This is a genomic window from Pseudarthrobacter sp. NamE5 (genome assembly GCF_005796225.1).
Lineage (GTDB): Bacteria > Actinomycetota > Actinomycetes > Actinomycetales > Micrococcaceae > Arthrobacter.
This window is the reverse complement of the sequence record NZ_VAHO01000032.1, coordinates 1-1,422: the sequence shown is the minus strand read 5'-3', so window position 1 is coordinate 1,422 and position 1,422 is coordinate 1. Positions and strand designations below refer to the sequence as shown.

The window sequence follows — 1,422 nt, the reverse complement described above, 5'->3', positions numbered from 1 at the left end:
CGTGGCTGCAGGAGAAGATACCTCCCATATCCTCAGCGGGTTGACTAACCAGCTGCCTGATCGTGATCCGGAAGAGACTGCCGAGTGGGTTGAGTCCCTGGATTCGTTGATCAGGGAACAGGGCACCGAGCGTGCCCAATTCATCATGCGGAGCCTGCTGCAGCGCGCGGGCGCGCAGAGTGTCGGGGTGCCGATGGTGACCACCACCGATTACGTGAACACGATCCCGGCGGACCAGGAAGCGGAGTTCCCGGGCAACGAGGAGTACGAGCGCCGGTACCGGGCGTACATGCGCTGGAACGCGGCGGTGATGGTCCACCGCTCCCAGCGCCCGGACATCGCGGTCGGCGGGCATATCTCCACCTATGCCGGGGCTGCGACGCTGTACGAGGTGGGCTTCAACCACTTTTTCCGCGGCAAGGACCACCCCGGCGGCGGGGACCAGGTGTTCTTCCAGGGCCACGCCTCGCCCGGCATGTACGCGAGGGCGTTCATGGAAGGCCGGTTCTCGGAGGAGGACCTGGACGGGTTCCGGCAGGAAAAGTCCCGCGAGGGCCACGCCCTGTCCTCCTACCCGCACCCGCGGCTGATGCCGCACTTCTGGGAATTTCCCACCGTGTCCATGGGCATCGGCCCAATGAACGCGATTTACCAGGCCCAGTCCAACCGGTACCTGCACAACCGGGGCCTGAAAGACACCTCGGACCAGCAGGTCTGGGCGTTCCTGGGCGACGGGGAAATGGACGAGCCCGAGTCCCGCGGCCTGCTCCAGCTCGCCGCGAACGAGAACCTGGACAACCTGAACTTCGTGATCAACTGCAACCTCCAGCGCCTGGACGGGCCGGTGCGCGGCAACGGCAAGATCATGCAGGAACTCGAAGCGTTCTTCCGCGGCGCGGGCTGGAACGTGATCAAGGTCGTCTGGGGCCGGGAATGGGATGACCTGCTCGCCCGCGACACCGACGGGTCGCTGGTGAAGATCATGAACGAGACCCCCGACGGGGACTACCAGACCTACAAGGCCGAATCCGGCGGGTTCGTCCGCGAACACTTCTTCGGCAAGACCCCGCAGACCAAGGACATGGTCGCCGAGCTCAGCGATGACCAGATCTGGAACCTCAAACGCGGCGGCCACGACTACCGCAAGGTCTACGCCGCGTACAAGGCAGCCACCGAATTCAAGGGCAAACCCACCGTCATCCTGGCCAAAACCGTCAAGGGCTACGGACTCGGACCCCACTTTGAGGGCCGCAACGCAACCCACCAGATGAAAAAACTCACCCTGGACGACCTGAAGAAGTTCCGCGACCACCTGCGGATTCCCATCACGGACGAGCAGCTCGAAAAGGACCTGTACCAGCCTCCGTACTACCACCCCGGCACGGACGCTCCGGAAATCAAGTACATGATGGAGCGCCGGGC

1 pseudogene is annotated in these 1,422 nt (G+C 64.0%); it reads left to right on the top strand.

Features of this window, described 5'->3' with window-relative positions:
* Window position 1: 1 nt before the first annotated feature.
* Window positions 2-1,422, top strand: a pseudogene (locus FDW84_RS18945) (pyruvate dehydrogenase (acetyl-transferring), homodimeric type); the annotation flags it as partial.